Genomic DNA, 20,670 nt, shown 5'->3' with positions numbered 1-20,670 from the left:
TTCTATTACTGGGAGGATTGATTCTTATGAAAATTACGTATTGGTCTGATTATGCTTGCCCGTATTGCTATATCGGCGAAACACGCTTAAAAAAAGCGATTAACAAGCTGGGACTGGAGAATATTGTGAGCTTTGAGATGAAAGCATTCCAGCTGGATCCTTATGCACCTGTGCAATCAGTTGGACCTACTCAAAAGCGTTTTGCTCAAAAATATGGTATTTCTTATGAGCAAGCAAGTCAGCGAATCGAGCAGATTTCTGCCTTAGGCAGACAGGAAGGCTTGAGCTTTAATTATCTCTCTACTTTATTTACAAATACAATGGATGCTCACCGTTTAACAAAGCTTGTTCAGGAAACTGGCAGCAAAGAGCAGGTAGAGGAACTGAAGTCAGCACTTTTCCAAGCCTATTTTGCTGATAATAAAGAACTAGCTGATCATGAAGTTCTTTTAGCAGCTGCTGTGCAAGTTGGTCTCGATCAGGAAACTGTAGAAACATTTTTAGAAGGGGAGCGTTTTAAGGAGCAAGTTCTTGCTGACCAAGAAGAGGCGAGACAATTGGGAATCTCTGGAGTACCTTATTTTGTCATTGATGATCGTTATGCTGTTGCCGGAGCACAATCGCAGGAAAGTTTTGAAACAGCTCTGCGTCAAGCTTATCTCGAAGAGCTTTCAGAATCCGAATCTGATGACAACTTATCATGCGGACCAGAAGGTTGCCGTATTTAGTGCTTAAAAGAGAGTTAGTCTTATGATTCAAAAAATTTCCGTCTCTGATTTTTTCACCGTCAATACCTATTTTGTTATTGATGAAATCAGTCAGTCAGGTTTTATCATTGATCCGGGAGCACAAGGCGAACTGCTTCTGCAGGTCATTGAGCAGCAGCAGTGGCAGATTGAAAAGATACTGCTGACACATGGGCACTTTGATCATACTGGAGCTGTAGATTTTTTAAGAGAAAAACTGGGGATTAATGCCTATGCAGATCCAAAAGCACAGAGCTATCTTCTGGATCCTTATTTTAATCTATCCCGTCAATGTGTTGGAGACAGAGTCGTTCAAAATGTCCTTCCTTTTGGTTCTGACCGTATACTATTAAAAAACAATCCGCAGTTTTATCTTGATATTAGACATACACCAGGCCATTCACCAGATTCAGTTAGTTTTTATGCTGCTAGGGATAAAGCACTGATTGCAGGTGATACCATCTATCAAGGAGGGCTAGGATTGACGCATTTCCCAGGAGGGGACCTATTAGAATTAAAGAAGAGTATACAGAATGTTATTTTTTCTTATGGCGGGTCTGTGCTCATCTATTCAGGTCATTCTGAGCCACTGACAGTTGCTGCTTTAAAAAGCAAAAATATTTTCTTTGCAAAATAAAGCGCAGGGAAGAACTGTATTTTTGTCAGCGTTTGCATTATAATAGTCTTATCATATATAAAGCGAGGAAAAAGCGATGACAAAACTTTTATTAACCGGTGTCGATGGTAATTTGGGCGGGCTTGCAGCAGACTATCTGCTGGAGCTGACTGAGGATAAAGACAGCCTTATTTTTGGCGGCTACAGTCAGAAAGCATTGAATAAATATAGGCAGACCGGTGTAGAAACACGTCAGATGAATTTTAATCATGTTGAAGGTTTAGCTGAAAAATTTGCCGGTGCAGACAGGCTGGCCCTGATTTCAATGCCTTTTGTCGGTGTCAAACGTCAGGCTGCGCATAAAAATGTTATTGATGCGGCTAAAGCAGCAGGAGTCAAAAAAATTATTTACACTTCTTTAGTTAATGCTTCTGATCCGACAAACCCCAGCGTTGAGAAAATTGATCATGCCTATACTGAAAACTATATCAAAGATTCTGGTCTGGATTATATCTTTTTGCGAAATTCTCAGTACGCTGAAGCCATGATTACCAACTATTTTACCTTTGTCCGCGCCGGAACACCTCTGGCTAACAGTCAAGGCAGCGGTAAAATGGCTTATATTTCGAGAAAAGACTGTGCAAAAGCAGTTGCCCATGCCCTTTTAGCAGACCACCTGCATTTCTCTATTCAGAATATCAATGGACCGGAACTTCTGACCATGGCGGAGTTTGTGCAAATCGGCAACGAAGTGACGGGCAATAGCCTTTCTTATCAGGCGATTACTGATGAAGAAAATTATGCTGTTTTTGATGCCATGGGAGTTCCCCGCACTACAGATGGGGAATTCAAGGAAGATTCCGAAGCTCCTTTTTCTTCAGAAGGCATGGTAACCTTTGCTCAGGCAATCCGTGAAGGCAAGATGGCTGTTTTTACTGATGATTTTGAAAAACTAACGGGAGACAGAGCTTTAACTGTTCGTTACATGTTTGAACATGAAGCAGATTTTCAGGTTGGTCAGCGCCACTCGGAAGATAATTAGGAGGTCCTCATGGCAAAGATTGTTGTTAATGGTGTTGATGGGAATTTTGGATCGCAGGTAGCTGCCTTTGTTCAAGATTTACTTCCAAAGGAAGATCTGCTTTTTACTGCTCCGGCAGAAGAAGCACTAAAAGCCTATCAGGATGCTGGAATTGCGACGGCTGTCCTTAATTTTAATACTCAGGATAATCTTGTGAAGGTATTTGAAAATGCGGATAAGGTGCTTTTAATATCGATGCCCTTTGTTGGAGAAAGGCGGCGGAAGGCTCACCAAAATGTGGTTGAGGCCTGCGTCAAAGCCAATGTCAGACAAGTTATTTATACTTCTGTCCTTTCTGCCGCCCATCCTTTTAATCCCAGTATTGAAAACAGGGATCACGCTTTCACAGAAGCTATTATCCAAAACACACCGCTCGATTATATTTTTCTGCGCCATTCGCTGTTTGCTGAAGCCTTTATCAGCGACTATTTGAGAGCCGCAGAAGCAAAAGAAGCGGCCATTTCAAAAAATATGGGCGATGGCCGTGTTTGGTTCATTTCAAGACGTGACGCAGCTTTTGCTGCCAGTTGCGCTTTAGCCAACGACTTACTGCACCGTGCAGTGCTTAATATCAATGGTCTTGAGCCGATTTCTTATCAAAAATTTTTAGATATTGCTAATGCAGCGACCGGAAATACTATCACCTACACCAAGCTTACTGATGATGAATTGTATGCTTATTTTGATTCTATCGGTGTGCCCAGAGACACAGACGGTGATTTCAGCAAGAGCCCTATCCAAGCAACGTCGGAAGGTATGGTAAGCTTTGGAACCGCAGTTACAGAAGGTTTTCTTGATGTAGCGGTCAGTGATTTTGTCAAACTGACAGGACGGCAGCCTTTATCACTTGGTCAAATGTTTGAAAATGCTGACGACTACCTTTTAGGAGAGCGGCACACGGCAGAAGGGGACTTTTAGCAGGAGAGCCATAGTCTTTACTTAACTGTTAGAGGCCATTTTAGCCAAGGATATCAGGGCCCAATTTTCCATATGCTTATTTTTAGAGACAAATTTTCTTTTTGAAATCGATTTCAAAAATGCTATAATGTGTATAGACACCATAATTGCTGCCCTGAAGCGAGTTTATGAGTGCTTTTCGGACAGCTTAATCAAAAAAGGAGGAAATTATGGCCTATAAAACAACCTACCCTTATACTAATGAAGTTTTACAAGAATTTCCAAATGCCTCAGATGCTGATTTGGAAAAAGCACTGGCAGACGGCCATGCTCTGTATAAGAAATGGCGCAGCGAAGGAGGTTTAGCAGAACGCAAAGAACAGCTCCATAATGTTGCAGCTATTTTACGCCGCGATGCAGATAAGTATGCTGAAGTAATGACGAAGGACATGGGTAAACTCTTTACAGAAGCTAAAGGCGAGGTCGAATTATGTGCTGAGATTGCAGATTATTTTGCCGACAAGGCAGAGGAGTTTTTAAAGCCTGAACCGCTGGAAGATACACATGGGGAGGCTTATTATCTCAAACAGGCTGTCGGTGTGCTGTTTATGGTTGAACCTTGGAACTTTCCTTTCTATCAAATTATGCGGGTATTTGCCCCTAATTTCATGATTGGCAATCCAATGGTACTGAAACATGCCTCGATTTGTCCTGGTTCTGCTCAGGCTTTTGAAGATTTGGTCCTGGAAGCTGGTGCACCTGCTGGTTCCTTCAAAAATCTATTCCTTTCTTATGGCCAAGTCAGCAAGGCTATTGCTGATCCGCGTGTACAGGGAGTTGCCCTGACCGGCTCTGAACGCGGCGGGGCATCAATTGCTGAAGAAGCCGGTAAAAATCTGAAAAAATCAGCACTTGAGCTTGGCGGCAATGATGCCTTCATTATTTTGGAGGATGCTGATTTTGATCTTCTAAACGATACAATCTTTTTTGCCCGTCTCTATAATGCCGGACAAGTCTGCACCTCTTCTAAACGCTTTATCGTAGTAGGTGACGATAACTATGAAAAATTTGTCAATATGGTTGTTGATACCTTTAAAACGGCTAAGTGGGGCGATCCTATGAATCCAGAGACAACACTGGCTCCGCTTTCATCAGCCGATGCCAAAGAAGAAGTGCTGGAACAAATCAAATTGGCCGTGGATAACGGTGCCCATGTTGCGTATGGCAATGAAGCTATCGATCACCCAGGTAATTTTGTCATGCCAACGGTTCTAACCGATATCACCAAAGATAATCCGATTTACCATCAAGAAATCTTTGGTCCGGTTGCCTCCATCTATAAAGTGGCTTCTGAAGAAGAGGCGATTGAGCTTGCTAATGATTCCAACTACGGTCTGGGCGGAACAGTTTTCAGTAAAGATATTGATCATGCAAGAGACGTTGCTGCTAAGATTGAAACCGGTATGAGCTTTATCAATTCTGGCTGGACTACTCACCCTGAAGTGCCGTTTGGCGGTATTAAAAATTCCGGTTATGGACGTGAATTGAGTCACCTTGGCTTTAACGCCTTCGTCAACGAACACTTAGTTTTTGTGCCAAAAAACTGACTAGCACAAGCAACATCAGCATTTTACAGGCCTTGAACTGAGAATTGCAGTAAATGTTCTGCATTCTCAGTTTTTTTACTGCTGAAACCATAAGATTGACCTATTTTAAATTTCAGAAAAGCATGCAGCTTTTTGTTATAATAAAGCTATGAATGAACTGATAAAGCATAAATTAGAGCTCTTGCCCGACAGTCCCGGCTGCTATATTCATAAGGATAAAGACGGCACGATTATCTATGTGGGAAAGGCTAAAAATCTTAAAAACCGTGTACGCAGCTATTTTCACGGCAGTCACAACACAAAGACCGAACTTCTGATCTCTGAAATCGCTGATTTTGAGTATATTGTAACAGGTTCTAATACCGAAGCGCTTTTGCTTGAAATCAATCTGATTCAGAAAAATAAGCCTAAGTACAATATCAGACTGAAAGATGATAAATCCTACCCTTTTATCAAAATTACCGTCAATGAGCGCTATCCGCGTTTGCTGATTACCCGTCAGGTTAAAAAAGACGGCGGGCTCTATTTCGGCCCTTATCCCGATTCAGGAGCGGCAACGGAAATTAAGCGTCTGCTGGATAGGATTTTTCCTTTTAAAAAATGCAAGAATCCGCCTGAGAAGGTCTGTTTTTATTACCATTTGGGGCAATGTCAGGCGCATACGGTCTGTCACAGAAGCCAGCAGTATTTTGTCGATATGGCTCAGGATGTTAAAGGTTTTCTTAACGGCCATAACAACCAGATTGTTGATAATCTTAAAGATAAGATGCAAAAAGCAGCAGAAGCTATGGAGTTTGAACGGGCGGCTGAGTACCGGGACTTATTGCAGGCTGTCGCCACACTGCGGACTAAACAGCGTGTTATGAGTCAGGATATGGTAGACCGCGATATATTCGGCTATGCAGTGGACAAGGGCTGGATGTGTGTTCAGGTGTTCTTTGTCCGCCAAGGGAAGCTGATCCAGCGGGATGTTAACATGTTTCCTTATTACAATGAAGCCGAAGAAGACTTTTTAACCTACATAGGGCAGTTTTACCAAGACAAAAAACATTTCATTCCCAAAGAAATTTTTATTCCTTCAGACATTGATTCAGAACTGGTGAAAGCAGTTGTGGACAGCAAGGTCATCAAACCTCAGCGGGGAGAAAAAAAGCATTTGGTTAATCTAGCTGTAAAAAATGCACGAGTCAGTCTACAGCAAAAATTTGATTTGCTGGAAAAAGATTTGAAGAAAACACACGGGGCCGTTGAAAACATTGGGGATTTACTGAATATTCCTAAACCTGTTCGAATTGAGGCCTTTGATAATTCTAATATTCAGGGGACCAATCCGGTTGCCGCCATGGTCGTTTTTGTAGATGGGAAACCAAGTAAAAAAGACTACCGTAAGTTTAAGATAAAAACGGTTGTTGGCCCGGATGATTATGCCAGTATGCGGGAGGTTGTCTATCGCAGGTACAGCCGTGTTATGAAGGAAGGGCTGACACCTCCGGATCTTATTATTGTTGACGGCGGCCAAGGGCAGGTTAATGTTGCCCGCGATGTTATTACCAATCAGCTGGGATTGGATATACCGATTGCCGGTCTGCAGAAAAATGACAGACATCAAACACACGAACTGCTTTTTGGTGAACCTTTGGCTGTGGTAGAACTGCCGAGAAATTCTGAAGAATTTTTTTTGCTGCAGCGTATCCAGGATGAAGTTCACCGTTTTGCCATTACTTTTCACAGACAGCTCCGATCAAAAAATTCTTTTTCATCAAAACTGGATGGCATTCCAGGTCTCGGACCTAAGCGCAAGCAGCTCCTGCTGAAACATTTTAAAAATCTGCATAATATTCAGCAGGCCAGTCTTGATGATATTGTCAACTGCGGTGTTCCAAGAAATGTTGCAGAGACAGTAAAAAAATATTTAGCCACAAATGAAAAATAGCACCAGCATCAATTCTGATTTTTTAGGCAGAAATGCAAGTAAGGGCTTAAAAGAAAATATGAATTGTCATTTCGTTTAAGGAATCAAATAACCACAAACAAAAAATGTAAGTCTGTAGTAGGACTTACATTTTTTTTGTGACGAGAATTCATTTTTAAACAGTTTCATCTTATGCTATACTATAAGGTAATTAGGATTAATTGTTTTATACTGTAACATAAAGGAGGTGGCGATGAAGAGTAAAAGAAAGTATTTTGTTTGTTTAGGAATAGCAGCTATTTGTGTGATAGGAGGCCTTATATTGTTTAACTCATTAAAGAGTAAAGAAGAAAAGTACAGAGATGAGCAGGATAGAGTGGTAAAATATCTGGTGAAAAATTATGAGGATATTAGAAAAGTTGAATTTATAGAATTCGAAAAAAATGATATAAGTGGATTTTACAGAATTGTGTCCATTGTAAATGAAGATATTTGGGTAGCATTTAATTTAAGAGGATTAAATGGCGAAATAACAATAAATTATCTTTCTTCTAAAAATAGCGAAGTCTCTTTAAAACCAAGAGATAGTAAAAATGGTGATGTGAATTTACAAGATATCAAGATTATTTATTGGAAAGGAGATTAGATGATAACAGAAAAAAATTATAATGATATAGCTAATGATGTGTACGCTGTCGATTCTGGTAAGACAAAAAATCCATATCAAAAAGGTGATAAAGTTGCGAATAATCAATTCCAAGTCATCACTGACCCTGTTGACAATCTTGATAACGGTATGCAAGCTATGGCGGTAGCTCCGATAGTAGATGGAGAGCCGGATACCTCTCAGATTGTTATTGCTTATGCTAGAGTCTATTTTTTAAGCGCTACTCGTTTATGCTATACTATAAGGTAATTAGGATTAATTGGTTTATACTGTGGCATAAAGGAGGTGGATATCATAAAAAAACGTATTGTGTTGATTTTAATAGTAACTAGCTTAATAGGAGGAGGGCTTTGTGTGAGAAATTGGCTGATAGATAAAGAGAATATAAAATATAAAGCAGAACAGGATAGAATGGTAGAATACTTAGCATCACACTATGAAGGGATTAAGAAAATAGAATTTCAAGATTATTATGTTGACAAGGTTACAGGTTATATAAGCAGTGAGGCAAAAATTAACGATAAATACAATATTACTTTTTTTATACAAGGTTCAGATGAAGAAATTTCGGTAGACTATTATGATGATTTTAAAGTAAATCACCGTAAAGTTACTAATAGTATTGATAGTTTAAAAGATATACATATAATTTACTATTTGGAGAGTGCAGATGATAAGTGAGAAAAATTATAATTAATTAGCCGATAGGGTATACCATGTAGATTCAAATAAAACAAACCGAATCCCTATATCTGAAGGAAAGAATATTTTAGATGGCCAATTTAAAGTTCTCAAGGCCAAGGACAATCTTGACAACGGTATGCAAGCTATGGCGGTAGCGCCGATAGTAGACGGAGAGCCGGATACCTCTCAGATTGTCATTGCTTATGCTGGGCCCTATTTCAGTAGGAAAAATTCACTTTTAAACAGTACTTGTTTATGCTATACTATAAGGTAATTAGGATTAATTGGTTTATACTGTGGCATAAAGGAGGTGGCGATGAAGAACAAAAGAAAGTATTTTGTTTGTTTAGGAATAGTAGCTGTTTGTGTGATAGGAGGTCTTATATTGTTTAACTCATTAAAGAGTAAGGAGGAAAAGTACAGAGCTGAGCAGGATAGAGTAGCTAAGTATCTTGTAAATCATATTGAACTAGTTGATGATTATCCCATTGAAAAGATAGAATTTATTGAATTTAAAAAAGACAATATGACAGGATTTTGGTGGATTACTACTACAATTAATAATAAGTATACAATTTCTTTGTCTGAAAGAAATTTTGGAGAAGATGTCCAAGTTTCTCACTATTCACCAGCTGAATTTAAAATTCGCGAGAAGTCAGTCCCCAATACAAATGATAATGCAGATAACCTAGAAATAATTTACAAAGAGGATTAATATGATAACCGAAAAAGACTATAACATCATTTCTGGAGAGGTGTATAAAGTAGATCCTAAGAAAACTAGTGACACTATTAAGATAGGGGATAATATTCCATCTGGGAACCAAGAATTCCAAGTCATCACTGACCCTGTTGACAACCTTGACAACGGTATGCAAGCTATGGCGGTAGCGCCGATAGTAGACGGAGAGCCCGATACCTCTCAGATTGTCATTGCCTATGCTGGGACTAATCCTCTTGATTCTAAGGACCTTAGCACCGATATCCAGTCTCTGGGCTTGGGCAGCAATAAGTTAGGGAATGGTTCAGACTTATCGGCTGAAAATCTTGTCTTCTCTGACTCTCAGTTTGTCACCGCCTTAGATTTCGCCGATCAGATCGCTAAGGCTTATCCTGAAGCGCATATTACCTCCACCGGCCATTCTCTGGGGGAAGCGATTGCTATGTATGTGGCCCTCAAAAACGGCTGGAGCAATGTCGGCTACAACGGTCCGGATATTGCCAACCTCATCAGTGATAAAGAGCTTCTCTATATGCAGACCCACCCGGAAGAGTTTCGCAATTTCCGCAATTCCAGTGACATTATCGGCGGCATTACCGGCAATAAAACGAAGACGGCCATCTATGCGGCTGGGAAGAAAGGCTATATGGGGGTTCAGGATATTTTGAGCAATCATAGCCTGACAGTCTGGCAGTTCACAGAGGACGGCCGTTTAATTTATGCGGACGGCCGCATCAGTACAGGAACAGCTATGTCTGAGTTTGCCGAGATAAAGACCTCCGTCACTCTGCAGATGGCCACGCTCAGGGGGCTGAAAGATAGCTTTTCTTCCGGTGGTTATACCAGCAGTGAAAGGATTTTTCTGGACAGCAGCCAGGCCCAGCTGATAGGGAGTCAGATAGCCGCAGCGGCTCAGACTTGTGCAGAGAGCATCAAGAAGACCTGTCAGGAGGCCATCAGTCAGGCGGAACAGCTCTGGCAGGACGCTGTCCAGCAGGCATTGGCAGCCAGCAGCACACTGACAGAGGCTGAGGTTAAAGAAGCCTTGAGTTTAGGCGGGGTAACAGAAGAGACAATAGTAGGAGCCACGAAGACAGTGTTTGAAGCCATCGAAACAGAGGCGGGGACTTTAGCAGAGTCTTTTGCTCAGATTAACAGTGAGATCAATAAGGGAATCGCATCTAAGTTGGCCAGTGACAGTGAATTAGCAGGGAGGTTCAGCCAATGGCAGACACAGCTTTCGCAGAGCAGTTGAAGGCTCAGGAAGAGTCTTTAGAGGCGTTGGAGGAGGCCTACCGGTCCAGCCGGCAAGCAATAGAAAGGGCACAGAACAGGCTGTTTCAGATACAGCGTCGTTTAGAGGGAGAGCTGCTGCATTCTCATGAGAGGATGAGCCAGCTGCTGAGACATTTTGAGGCGGATGGCACCCTTATTCAGCAGTTAAATCAGACCTATACTTCATACAGTCAGCAGACCTTTGCCCAATACAAGTCGGAGATGCGACAGCTGGAGCGACAGTCAGAGGAAGAAAGAGCGGCTTATCAGAAAGCCAAAAGCCAGCAGGAAGAGAAGATTTCTTTAATAAGGAGAGCCTTAGATGAAGACAGCACTGCCTAATGTTTTTGCCAGTAAAGAAGAGAGTGAGCAAGACGGTATAGCGGCCTTGATGAAACAGATGGAGAAGAATCATATCCAGTTATTTTTGGCTCCCACGATTAAGCAGCAGCAGGAGGCTCTGGTCAGCAGCCATGAAGGTTTGGTAGCAGAAGCAGCGGCTGCAGCTAAGTCAACGATCAGCGGTTTAATCGATACGATGGACAGTGCTATGACAGGTGCTTGGTCCAAAAAGGTCAAGGAGGCGGTCAGTCAGGAGGCTGACAAATTTGATGCGCTCGCAGCTGATTCGTAAAAGCTTTATCCTAAGTTCATCTGATACTGTGAATAAGGACAAACGGCTTTTACACATTATTCAACTTCATTGATTTATATTGCTTGGTATTTTCGGTTTTATTACGGCAAGTATAAATCAGCTGATTTCTCTCTATTTATGGTAAAATAAGAGAGTAAATTATTTAGAATAGGAAATCGGTTTATGAAATTTTTAGAATTGAACAAGAAACGTCATGCTATTAAAACCTTTAATGACAAGGAACTCAATATCAAAGACGTGCGGACAGCCATCGAAATTGCTGCCTTAGCACCCAGTGCCCATAACATTCAGCCTTGGAAGTTTGTTTTGGTACAGGAGAAAAAAGAGAAGCTGGCTGAAAAGCTGCCTGCTCTGAATAAAAAACAAGTAGAAGAGGCCCAGTGTGTTATTGCTCTTTTCACAGATACCGATTTGCAGCAACGAGCCCGCAAAATTGCCCGGATCGGCAGTAAGAACTTATCTGATGATATGATCAGCTATTATATGGAATCTCTGCCTGCCCGTTATGCTCAGTTTGACCAAGCAACTAAGGGAGAGTTTTTGGCAGTCAATGCCGGTATTGTGGCTATGAATTTGGTGCTGGCGCTCACTGATCAGGGCATTGCATCAAACATTATTCTTGGTTTTGATAAAAAAGAGGTTCAGGCTGTTTTGGAAATTGATCAGCGCTTTCGCCCTGAACTTTTGATTACAGCCGGTTACAGTGACTTTAAGCCGGAGCCCAGCTATCGCTTGCCGGTTGATGAAATCATTGAAAAACGTTAGAAAGAGGCAAAAAGGATATGGCAGTTGATTTTCAGGCGGAAATAGCAAAGCGGCGCGATGATATGCTGGCAGACTTATTTAGCTTGCTGCGGATTAATTCCGAACGTGATGACAGTTTGGCTGATGCGCAGCATCCATTTGGTCCCGGGCCTGTTCGGGCTTTGGAGACTTTCTTGGCTATGGCGGAGCGCGATGGCTATACAAGTCGCAACATTGATAACTATGCCGGTCATTTCGAGTACGGTCAGGGTGAAGAAGTCTTAGGAATTTTTGCCCATTTAGATGTTGTTCCTGCTGGCAGCGGCTGGGAAACGGATCCATATGAACCGGTAATCAAAGACGGCAAACTTTACGCTCGCGGCGCTTCTGATGATAAAGGGCCGACTGTGGCTTGTTATTATGCATTAAAAGTAATTAAAGAATTAGGGCTGCCGGTTTCGAAAAAAGTCCGTTTTATTGTAGGGACAGACGAGGAATCCGGCTGGGCCGATATGGATTATTATTTTAAACACAGCGGTGTGAAAAAGCCGGACTTTGGTTTTTCACCAGATGCAGAGTTTCCAATTATCAATGGTGAAAAAGGCAATATCACACAGTATCTGCATTTTTCCGGCAGTAACGGCAGTGATTTTGTTCTGCACTCTTTTGAGGGAGGGCTGCGGGAAAATATGGTTCCTGAGTCGGCCCGAGCTGTTTTTTCTTCAGAAAGTCTTAGTTTTACCGAGATTCAGTCCGAACTACAGCAATTTGCTGCCGAAAATAATCTGCAGACAGACCTTAGTCAAGATGGTGATCAGATTACGGTAACTCTAATTGGAAAATCTGCACACGGAATGTCTCCGCAGGCCGGGGTTAACGGAGCGACTTATCTGGCTTGTTTTCTATCACGTTATTCCTTTGGCGGAGCGGCTGGTGATTTTCTAAAAATAGCCGGTCAGGTTTTGCATTTAGATTATTATGGTGAAAAGATTGGTCTTGCTTATGAAGATAGCAAAATGGGAGCCTTGACCATGAATCCCGGAGTTTTTCGCTTTGCTGAAACAGCTGATGACAATATGATTGCTCTTAATTTCCGTTTTCCGCAGGGGGTCAGTTCAGAAGGTATTTATCAGCAGCTGACTAAGCTAGATGGTCCGAATGCTGTGACAGTCAGTGAACATCTGCATGAACCTCACTACCTGCCGCCTTCAGATCCCTTAGTAGAGACGCTGCTTAGGGTTTATGAAAAACAGACCGGTCTCAAGGGACATGAGCAGATTATCGGTGGCGGAACTTTCGGACGTCTCTTGGAGTGCGGCGTAGCTTATGGTGCTATGTTTCCTGATTATGAGAATACCATGCATCAGGCCAATGAATTTGCTGATGTAGATGATCTGTACAGAGCGGCAGCTATTTATGCTGAAGCCATTTATGAATTGATAAAATAAGAAGTATAAAAGGAGGCTTGTTGCCTTCTTTTTATTTTACACGAAGACCGCTCAAAAGGAAATATTCAGAGAAATAAGATTATTATTAATTTTGTGTATTTTCTGAAATAATTCCGCAAATGCCCTTGAATTTCTGATTTTTAAGTGCTAGAATGAGGGCATAGTTTTTATATAGTCTGTTAAATCATAATTGGCAAAATGTAAATGGTGACATCTCTCTTTACCTTTGCAGATGTGATTTTTTAAGCAGTCTATCTTTCTTATGCAGGTTGCAGCTGAATACTTCAGCTGTTTTCCTTCCTTATTTTTATATAAAAATTATATAAAACAGATTAGAGGAGTTGAAAATGAAAAAAGTTTTGGATAAACAAAATCGTTTTGCTTTTAGAAAGCTGAAAATTGGCTTGGTTTCAGTTGCGGTTGCTTTTGTTTTTGGAGCAGCGGGGCAGGTTGCTGCAGAGGAAACAGCGGTTTCTGAAACGGCTCCATCTGTAGTTTCAGAAACTAATACCGGAGCTGTTGAAGCTGCAGCAGCAGAAATTGCTGAAAAAGCAGCAGTCCCTGTTGTGGCAGAAGAAAACGCTGCTGCTGGAGATGTTATTGATGTTTCTGTCACAGAGAGCGGTGTGACTGCCAGTGAAGAAGGTAATGTCAGTAAAGCTGAAAACACGATTACTGTTCGTACAACCAGCATTGCTGACCCTGCCGAAACGCCTGCAGACCCTAATCCAAGTGTGACGGTAACGGAGTCAACTTCGGGCAGTGAAGATGACAATTACAGCTATACCATATATGAACGAGTAACTAAGACAAGCACAGAAGAGTTTATTCAAGAGGCTGATCAAATCAGACAGACTGAAACAACCAATGCTGATATTGTTTTTGTCATCGACCATTCTATCTCTATGGACGTTTACATCAATCAGGTCAAGACAAATATCCGGAATTTTGTAAACGGTTTGCAGGATAGAAATATTTCTGTCAGATTAGGCTTAGTTGATTATGAGGACCATAGAGATACCAACTATGCTGGATTCACTGGTTCATATTTCACAAATGATGTTGCACAGTTTATTGCTGCTTTAGATGCAATTACAACTGCTGGCAGTTTTGAGGAAGCGACTGTTCCTCTAACTTATATTGCAACACCGGGAAATTATGACTGGTCTGTGGATCCTAATGCCAGACGTTTTGCTATATTGATTACTGATGAAGATATCGATTATTTGAACGATTCACCGAGTCTGGAATCGACAATCCAAGCTTTAAATGCCGCTAATATCAGCACTACAGTTATTGCCAGTAATTATAATCAAGATGTTTATATGCCATTAGTTAATGCTACTGGGGGTATCTTTATTGATATATCTTCTGACTTTAGTACGGCTCTGTCAGATGATATTTCTACTTGGGTTGTTGAAGCAAGTAAAGGTCGTCTGTTGAAAGTGGTTACAGATCAGTATGACTTTTATGTTGAAATCGTCGCTATTCCAAAAGATAGCGGAGCTGCAACAGCTACAAACATAGATCCTTCAAAAGCTGCTTTGACTGTCAAGGCGGAAAGTAATAGTTTTGTTCCCGTACATTACCAGACAGAAGCCTTTGCTCAGCAGGAGGCAGCTCTGCCTCAAACAGGAGAAAAGAATCAGGCTTATTTGGTTGGTTTTGGCACTGCAGCTGTCAGCCTTGCTCTAGGCATGGCCTTAAAATCTAAAAGAAACCGTGTCGGAAAATCTAAAAATGATTAATGAGCTGTCCGGCCAGTCCGTATTTTTTCAGCCGGATAAAAAGTGTAAAGCATTGTAATGTAAAAGCGAGAGGCAGACCTCTCGCTTTTTTAGTATAGATTTAGCTTATTTGCCTAAACAGAATTGGCTGAAAAGCTGCGTGATAAGCTCATCAGGAGCTGCATCTCCTGTAATCTCACCTAAAATTTCCCAGGTCCGTGTCAGATCCACCTGCAGCAAATCAACCGGCATTTCCATCTCTAATCCCTCATTGACAGCTTGTAGGCTTTCCAGTGCTTTTTCAATTAAGGCAATGTGGCGAGTATTGGAGAGGTAAGTGGCATCTTGTTCGGCAATTCCAGCTTTATCGAAGAAGAGCTGACTGATTTGCTCTTCAATTTGCTCTGTATTTTGGTTTTTCAGGACCGAAATAGGCAGGTAATCAGCCGGCAGTTCCTCTATTTCAATAGTCTGAGGGAGGTCAGTTTTATTGAGCAGAACAATCCGCTTGCTGTCCCGGCTCAAATCCAGCAGCATACGATCCTGGTCGGTCAGTTTTGCCGATGCATTAAGAACAAGAAGGACCAAATCAGCTTCTTTCAAAGCTTTCTTCGAACGTTCAACGCCGATTTTTTCGACCAAGTCATCGGTTTCCCGAATACCTGCAGTATCAATCAGTTTAAGCGGAACACCTTTGATATTGACATACTCTTCAATGACATCGCGGGTTGTTCCAGCAATATCTGTTACAATAGCCTTATCTTCCCGCAAAAGCTGATTTAAGAGACTGGATTTGCCAACATTAGGACGCCCAATAATGACCGTTGCTAGACCTTCCCGCAAAATTTTCCCTTGACGGGCTGTCCGCAGCAGATTTTCCAAAAGATGCTGAAATTCTTGTGTTTTTTCTCGAATCAAGGTAGTTGTGACTTCTTCAACATCATCGTATTCTGGATAATCAATATTAACTTCAACCTGAGCCAATGTATTCAAAATTTCCTGACGGGTGTCATTGATAAGCTGGGATAAGGAGCCATCGAGCTGTTTTACTGCTACATGCATAGCTTTATCTGTCTTAGCGCGGATCAAATCCATCACAGCCTCTGCCTGAGCTAAATCAACACGGCCATTCAGAAAAGCGCGTTTTGTAAACTCGCCCGGCTCAGCCAGTCGAGCGCCTTGCCTCAAAATAAGCTGTAAAATTTCATTAGTAACTGCGATACCGCCATGCGTATTGATCTCAATAACGTCTTCACGTGTAAAAGTCTTTGGCGCCAGCATAACAGTGACCATAACCTCATCTAATATAGCACCATTCTGCGGATCAACGATATGGCCGTAATGGATGGTGTGAGAAGGACTGGCAGCTAAATCTTTTCCTTTAAATATCTTTCTGGCAACAGGCAGTGCTTCACTGCCAGAAAGTCTTACGATAGAGATAGCTCCCTCCCCTAGAGGAGTTGCAATTGCAGCAATTGTATCAAAATCATTAGTGATAGTCATAGGTTTATTGTAACGCAAACTGAATTTAGGCGCAATTATTTGCAATGATTCTGAACAAGCAGGTGTAAACCCGATGAAGCAGTGAATCACAGGGTGATTGTTTGATTCTTTCACATAAGAAAATGTTTTCAATTTCACTATAACCTGCTATAATAGTTTATTGGGAAAGAGTCATTTGAAAACACATGGTTCAGTGCAAATTCGGTGTTTTAGCCGGCCTTTGTATCTTGGTGTAATTGAACACGGCCTAAGAGCTGTGCAGTGAAATCATCCAGTGGATGATTTCAGCCCGAACCCAGAAAAGGGAGAGTGAGGGGCCGGAAATTTGTGTCGTTACTTAGTTACCGTCAGCCGTAAACGTCTGAAAGCTTTGTCGCCTTAACAGTCGACCGCACCTTTCTAGTCGTTCTGGCAGAGGTGCGTCTGCGAAATCAAAGATTTCGGACTTACCGCCATTTTTGCTTTGCTCTTTTAACGGCCTTTGTATCTTGGTGAAGGAGGGTATATGGAGGAACTTAAGAAACAAGCAGGCATTGCTGCTGCTCAATATGTTTCGGATGGGATGATTATTGGTCTTGGTACTGGCTCAACAGCCCGTCATTTTGTCGATGAAGTCGGTCGGCGTGTACAGGAAGATGGTCTTCAAATTACTGGTGTGACGACATCCAGTCAGACGACAGCCCAGGCTGAGAGCTTAGGGATTCCCTTACAGGATATCAATGCTGTAAGGGCGATTGATTTGACTGTTGACGGAGCAGACGAGGTCGATCCTGATTTCAATGGCATTAAAGGCGGAGGCGGTGCCTTACTTATGGAAAAAATCGTTGCTACACTCACAAAAAGATATATTTGGGTAGTGGACGAGACAAAGCTTGTTACAAAGCTCGGTTCCTTTAAATTACCGATTGAAGTTGTTCAGTATGGTGCTGAGTGTCTTTTTCGACATTTTCAGGATCAAGGTTACCAACCTGCCTTTCGAGAGTATAAGGGCGAGCGTTTTGTCACAGATATGCAAAATTATATTATCGATCTCGATTTAAAAAGGATCGAAAATCCTCAGGCTTTGGCTGACAGTCTTGATCACACAGTCGGTGTTGTCGAACACGGACTGTTTAATGGTATGGTTGATCAAGTCATTGTTGCCGGTAAAGATGGGATTAAGCATTTAAATACTCCTAAAAAATAAAATTAGAAAGAAAATATCAAATGTCAAAATTTAAGCGTATTCATCTTATTGTTTTGGATTCTGTTGGGATAGGTGCAGCTCCGGACTCAGGCAATTTTTTTAATGCAGGGACACCGGACAGCCAGTCAGATACATTGGGCCATATTTCTGAAAATGCAGGGCTTGAGGTTCCGCACATGGCTAAGCTTGGCTTGGGCCTTATTCCGCGTGCTTCGCATTTAAAGACAGTCCCGGCTGAGAAGGAGCCATCCGGCTATGTCGGCAAGCTGGAAGAAGTATCATTGGGAAAGGATACAATGACAGGCCATTGGGAAATTATGGGACTCAATATTACTGAACCGTTCGATACGTTTTGGGATGGATTCCCAGAAGAGATTTTGACTAAGATTGAAGCTTTTTCTGGGCGAAAAGTTATCCGTGAGGCTAATAAACCTTATTCTGGAACACAAGTTATTGCTGATTTTGGCGAGCGGCAGTTAAAAACCGGTGAACTTATAATTTATACATCGGCAGACCCTGTTCTGCAAATTGCGGCTCATGAAGACCTTATCCCTCTGGAAGAGCTCTATAAGATTTGTGAGTATGCACGGTCTATTACGCTTACCCGCCCTGCTCTTCTGGGAAGGATTATTGCACGTCCATATATTGGAGAACCAGGCTATTTTACCCGTACTGCTAATCGCCGTGATTATGCTGTCTCACCTTTTGCACCTACGGTTCTTAACCACTTGGCTGATGCTGGTATAGCGACTTACGGTGTGGGTAAGATCAATGATATTTTTAACGGCTCAGGCATTGTTTATGACATGGGACATAATAAATCAAACAGTCATGGGATTGATACGCTGCTGAAGACCATGGACCTACCCGAGTTCCAACAAGGTTTTTCGTTTACAAATTTGGTGGATTTTGATGCGGTTTATGGGCACCGACGTGATCCAGAAGGCTATCGCGACTGTTTGCAAGAATTTGACCAGCGTCTTCCTGAAATCATGGCTCAAATGAAAGAGGAGGATTTGCTCCTTATTACGGCTGATCACGGTAATGATCCAACATATGCCGGCACAGATCATACACGTGAATACGTTCCGCTATTAGCCTACAGTCCTTCTTTAACAGGAAGCGGAGTGCTTCCGATTGGGCATTTTGCAGATATTTCAGCGACAATTGCTGATAATTTTAGCGTTGAGAAGGCGATGATTGGGGAGTCGTTTTTGAAAAACTTAATCTAGTTTTTACAGCAGGTTCAGTCGAGAATAAGAAATTAGCGGCAGTGTTTTTTCATCACTTAATGGCTTTTGTAGCTTGTTGTAACTGAACATGGCCTAAGAGCTGTGCAGTGAAATCATCCAGTGGATGATTTCAGCCCAAACCTAGAAACGGGAGAGTAAGGGGCCGGAAATTTGTGTCGTTACTTAGTTACCATCAGCCGTAGCCGTCTGAAGGCTTTGTCGCCTTAACAGCCTGTCGCATCTTTCTAGTCGTTCTGGCAGAGGGGCGTCTGCGAAATCAAAGATTTCGGACTTACCGTCTTTTTGCTTTGCTTTTTTACGGTCTTTGTATCTTATGGAGGGGTTATGTCATTATTGGTAAAGATTAAAGAAACTCAAGCTTTTCTTGAAGCCAAAGGGATGCTCAATCCTGAGTTTGGATTGATTCTGGGGTCTGGCTTGGGAAGTTTAGCAGAAGAAATAGAGCAGAAGATTGTACTGGATTATTCTGATATTCCTAATTGGGGACAGTCTACTGTAGCTGGGCACGCTGGGAAGTTGGTTTATGGCAATCTGTCTGGCCGCAAGGTTTTAGCTCTTCAGGGACGTTTTCATTTTTATGAAGGCAACAGTTTAGAAGTCGTAACTTTTCCGGTTCGGGTGATGAAAGCTCTCGGCTGTCAAGGTATTGTAGTGACTAATGCAGCAGGGGGGATTGGCTATGGCCCGGGAACTCTGATGCTGATTACCGATCACATTAATATGACTGGGAATAATCCACTGATTGGTGCTAATCTTGATTCGTTTGGTCCGCGTTTTCCGGACATGTCTAATGCCTATACCAAGACATACCGCCAGACAGCTCAGGCTGCAGCCGCAAAACTGGGTCTTAATTTGTCTGAAGGGGTTTATCTTGGTGTTACCGGCCCTTCTTATGAAACTCCGGCTGAAATTTTGGCTTTTAAAACATTAGGTGCTGGGGCAGTTGGTATGTCCACTGTACCGGAAGTGATTGTAGCCGCCCATTCTGGTCTGAAAGTGTTAGGAATTTCAGCTATCACTAACTTTGCGGCCGGCTTTCAGTCTGAGCTTAATCATGAAGAAGTGGTTGCAGTGACTGATCAGATTAAACACGATTTTAAAAACTTGATTAAAACAATCTTGGTAGAATTATAATTTAGGAGAAGCAGATGTCAATTCATATTGGAGCAAAATCAGGTGAGATTGCAGATAAAATCCTTCTTCCTGGGGATCCATTAAGGGCTAAATTTATTGCCGAAAACTTTTTAGAAAAAGCAGCTTGTTTTAATACTATCCGGGGCATGCTGGGTTATACAGGCTTCTATAAAGGACAGGCTGTCTCTGTAATGGGGACAGGGATGGGGATGCCTTCTATTTCTATTTATGTTAATGAGCTTATCCGCGATTATGGGGTCAAAAAACTTATCCGTGTGGGAACTGCAGGCTCTATCGATCCGAATGTCCATGTACGGGAATTGGTTTTAGCCCAGGCCGCGGCAACTAATTCTCGCATAATAAGCAATGACTGGCCTGAATATGATTTTCCGCAAATTGCTGATTTTACACTCTTGGATAAGGCTTACCATATTGCCGAAAATCTAGGGCTGGTAAGCCATGTGGGGACTGTTTTATCATCAGATGTTTTTTATTCGAGCATGCCTGAGCGCAATATACAGTTAGGTGAATACGGGGTAAAGGCCATTGAGATGGAAGCAGCTGCTCTCTATTATTTAGCGGCTCGTTACCATGTTCAGGCACTGGCAGTTATGACGATATCTGACAGTTTGATTCACCCTGAGGAAGACACAACAGCAGAGGAACGTGAGACAACTTTTACTGACATGATGACAGTAGGCCTGGAAACCTTGCTTGCTGACAATAAAGGCTGATATTGCGCTATGACTGCGGTCTATACTCAAAAGCCCTCATAAACCAAACCTTTTTAATACTGAAACGCCCTTAGCCTTGA

At 42.0% G+C, this 20,670-nt stretch carries 21 protein-coding genes; 20 read left to right on the top strand and 1 reads right to left on the bottom strand.

Annotated features, from left to right (window positions below):
• Nucleotides 1-26 precede the first annotated feature (26 nt).
• The 16 genes from A0O21_RS05330 to A0O21_RS05255 all read left to right on the top strand — a co-directional run bounded on the left by A0O21_RS05330 (nucleotide 27) and on the right by A0O21_RS05255 (nucleotide 14,801).
• Nucleotides 27-728 carry a DsbA family oxidoreductase gene (locus tag A0O21_RS05330; protein ID WP_067062408.1) on the top strand — a complete coding sequence of 234 codons (702 nt, stop codon included), beginning with the start codon at nucleotides 27-29 and terminating at the stop codon, nucleotides 726-728.
• A gap of 22 nt (nucleotides 729-750) precedes the next feature.
• Nucleotides 751-1,383 (top strand): MBL fold metallo-hydrolase, encoded by a 633-nt coding sequence (locus tag A0O21_RS05325; protein WP_067062406.1) that lies wholly within the window; start codon nucleotides 751-753, stop codon nucleotides 1,381-1,383.
• Nucleotides 1,384-1,459: 76 nt separating this feature from the next.
• Nucleotides 1,460-2,404, top strand: coding sequence for an NmrA family NAD(P)-binding protein (locus A0O21_RS05320; protein ID WP_067062395.1), 945 nt, complete (start codon nucleotides 1,460-1,462; stop codon nucleotides 2,402-2,404).
• A 9-nt stretch (nucleotides 2,405-2,413) separates the two neighbouring features.
• Nucleotides 2,414-3,361: an NAD(P)H-binding protein gene (locus A0O21_RS05315; RefSeq protein ID WP_067062392.1), complete on the top strand. Its 948-nt coding sequence runs from the start codon at nucleotides 2,414-2,416 to the stop codon at nucleotides 3,359-3,361.
• A 209-nt stretch (nucleotides 3,362-3,570) separates the two neighbouring features.
• A complete protein-coding gene (locus tag A0O21_RS05310; RefSeq protein WP_067062388.1) occupies nucleotides 3,571-4,947 on the top strand; it encodes an NAD-dependent succinate-semialdehyde dehydrogenase in 1,377 nt (458 codons plus the stop codon).
• Nucleotides 4,948-5,095: 148 nt separating this feature from the next.
• On the top strand, nucleotides 5,096-6,880 hold the full coding sequence (gene uvrC / locus A0O21_RS05305) for an excinuclease ABC subunit UvrC (RefSeq protein ID WP_067062385.1): 1,785 nt from the start codon (nucleotides 5,096-5,098) through the stop codon (nucleotides 6,878-6,880).
• A gap of 232 nt (nucleotides 6,881-7,112) precedes the next feature.
• Nucleotides 7,113-7,505 carry a hypothetical protein gene (locus A0O21_RS05300; protein ID WP_067062378.1) on the top strand — a complete coding sequence of 131 codons (393 nt, stop codon included), beginning with the start codon at nucleotides 7,113-7,115 and terminating at the stop codon, nucleotides 7,503-7,505.
• Nucleotides 7,506-7,775 carry a hypothetical protein gene (locus A0O21_RS05295; protein ID WP_067062375.1) on the top strand — a complete coding sequence of 90 codons (270 nt, stop codon included), beginning with the start codon at nucleotides 7,506-7,508 and terminating at the stop codon, nucleotides 7,773-7,775.
• Between the two features lie 36 nt (nucleotides 7,776-7,811).
• Entirely contained in the window at nucleotides 7,812-8,207 is a 396-nt protein-coding gene (locus tag A0O21_RS05290) for a hypothetical protein (protein WP_158511693.1), read from the top strand.
• A gap of 319 nt (nucleotides 8,208-8,526) precedes the next feature.
• Nucleotides 8,527-8,925, top strand: a complete 399-nt coding sequence (locus A0O21_RS05285) for a hypothetical protein (RefSeq protein WP_067062373.1) — start codon at nucleotides 8,527-8,529, stop codon at nucleotides 8,923-8,925.
• A gap of 1 nt (nucleotide 8,926) precedes the next feature.
• Nucleotides 8,927-10,186, top strand: coding sequence for an alpha/beta hydrolase family protein (locus A0O21_RS05280; protein ID WP_067062372.1), 1,260 nt, complete (start codon nucleotides 8,927-8,929; stop codon nucleotides 10,184-10,186).
• Nucleotides 10,156-10,548: a hypothetical protein gene (locus A0O21_RS05275; RefSeq protein WP_067062130.1), complete on the top strand. Its 393-nt coding sequence runs from the start codon at nucleotides 10,156-10,158 to the stop codon at nucleotides 10,546-10,548. The genes A0O21_RS05280 and A0O21_RS05275 overlap by 31 nt, the downstream gene beginning before the upstream one ends.
• On the top strand, nucleotides 10,529-10,840 hold the full coding sequence (locus A0O21_RS05270) for a hypothetical protein (protein ID WP_067062127.1): 312 nt from the start codon (nucleotides 10,529-10,531) through the stop codon (nucleotides 10,838-10,840). The genes A0O21_RS05275 and A0O21_RS05270 overlap by 20 nt, the downstream gene beginning before the upstream one ends.
• Nucleotides 10,841-11,023: 183 nt before the next feature.
• Complete coding sequence (locus tag A0O21_RS05265) at nucleotides 11,024-11,626, top strand: nitroreductase family protein (RefSeq protein ID WP_067062369.1); 603 nt, start codon at nucleotides 11,024-11,026, stop codon at nucleotides 11,624-11,626.
• A 17-nt stretch (nucleotides 11,627-11,643) separates the two neighbouring features.
• The gene (pepV, locus tag A0O21_RS05260) at nucleotides 11,644-13,053 is read left to right on the top strand and encodes a dipeptidase PepV (RefSeq protein WP_067062367.1); all 1,410 of its coding nucleotides are present in this window, start codon (nucleotides 11,644-11,646) and stop codon (nucleotides 13,051-13,053) included.
• Nucleotides 13,054-13,400: 347 nt separating this feature from the next.
• A complete protein-coding gene (locus A0O21_RS05255; protein WP_082854415.1) occupies nucleotides 13,401-14,801 on the top strand; it encodes a VWA domain-containing protein in 1,401 nt (466 codons plus the stop codon).
• A gap of 105 nt (nucleotides 14,802-14,906) precedes the next feature.
• On the opposite strand, the gene mnmE is transcribed toward A0O21_RS05255, so the two are convergent.
• Nucleotides 14,907-16,283 (bottom strand): tRNA uridine-5-carboxymethylaminomethyl(34) synthesis GTPase MnmE, encoded by a 1,377-nt coding sequence (gene mnmE / locus A0O21_RS05250; protein ID WP_067065157.1) that lies wholly within the window; start codon nucleotides 16,281-16,283, stop codon nucleotides 14,907-14,909.
• 505 nt (nucleotides 16,284-16,788) lie between these two features.
• Here mnmE and rpiA point away from each other — a divergent pair.
• The 4 genes from rpiA (at nucleotide 16,789) to deoD (ending at nucleotide 20,590) form a co-directional block, all read left to right on the top strand.
• On the top strand, nucleotides 16,789-17,469 hold the full coding sequence (rpiA, locus tag A0O21_RS05245) for a ribose-5-phosphate isomerase RpiA (protein ID WP_067062364.1): 681 nt from the start codon (nucleotides 16,789-16,791) through the stop codon (nucleotides 17,467-17,469).
• A gap of 20 nt (nucleotides 17,470-17,489) precedes the next feature.
• The gene (locus tag A0O21_RS05240; protein WP_067062362.1) at nucleotides 17,490-18,701 is read left to right on the top strand and encodes a phosphopentomutase; all 1,212 of its coding nucleotides are present in this window, start codon (nucleotides 17,490-17,492) and stop codon (nucleotides 18,699-18,701) included.
• A 345-nt stretch (nucleotides 18,702-19,046) separates the two neighbouring features.
• A complete protein-coding gene (locus A0O21_RS05235) occupies nucleotides 19,047-19,856 on the top strand; it encodes a purine-nucleoside phosphorylase (protein ID WP_067062360.1) in 810 nt (269 codons plus the stop codon).
• A 14-nt stretch (nucleotides 19,857-19,870) separates the two neighbouring features.
• Nucleotides 19,871-20,590: a purine-nucleoside phosphorylase gene (deoD, locus tag A0O21_RS05230; RefSeq protein WP_067062355.1), complete on the top strand. Its 720-nt coding sequence runs from the start codon at nucleotides 19,871-19,873 to the stop codon at nucleotides 20,588-20,590.
• Nucleotides 20,591-20,670 lie beyond the last annotated feature (80 nt).

The sequence above is a fragment of the Streptococcus pantholopis genome (assembly GCF_001642085.1).
Lineage (GTDB): Bacteria > Bacillota > Bacilli > Lactobacillales > Streptococcaceae > Streptococcus > Streptococcus pantholopis.
Note: the sequence above shows the minus strand (reverse complement) of the source record. Positions and strands in the feature narration are given on the sequence as shown.